Genomic DNA, 540 nt, shown 5'->3' on the forward strand with positions numbered 1-540 from the left:
CGGACCTACGATACGCTCATCCGCGCGCTCGGCGATATCTGTGGCATCTTCGATCCCGAGGAGTGCTGGGGCTTCTTCAAAGCAGCAGGATACGCGTCATGCTAAAAGCAAAACGCTTTAGATTGTGCGGCCCACCCGTCCGATGGCGCGCAAGGTCTCGTTCCTCGCCCCCGCGCCGGGGCTGTTCTTCTTCCACGGCTAGGCGTTGCGGCGCGGCGGTATTATGGCGTCGGCGCCCCGGCCCGCGATGGCATCACGCCAGGCCCGCCCGTCATAGGCGCCGTCGGCGGTGACGGACGCGATCGGCTCGTCCTCAGGGATTTGCGACAGCAGGCCAGGCAGCATCGGCGCGTCGCCGACGCCGCTCCCGCTCGCCTTCGACGGCGCGGACCTCCGGCGTGCTCTCGTCTACCGCCAGATGGAGGCCTCCGGAAACCTATCGCTTTGCGTCTGAGGTCATGATTCACTCCTGCCGAGGCGGCGGGAGATGATCGATGGCGAGACAGGCGGGTTTTTGGAGCGTCGAGGATCGGCTGGCGG

General features: G+C 66.3%; 1 pseudogene. It reads right to left on the reverse strand.

Annotation, left to right across the window (positions count from 1 at the left end):
• Window positions 1–120: 120 nt before the first annotated feature.
• Window positions 121–424 (reverse strand): annotated as a pseudogene (locus DR046_RS24550) (transposase); the annotation flags it as partial.
• Between the last annotated feature and the right edge of the window lie 116 nt (window positions 425–540).

The organism is Jannaschia formosa (genome assembly GCF_003340555.1).
Taxonomy (GTDB): Bacteria; Pseudomonadota; Alphaproteobacteria; order Rhodobacterales; family Rhodobacteraceae; genus Jannaschia; species Jannaschia formosa.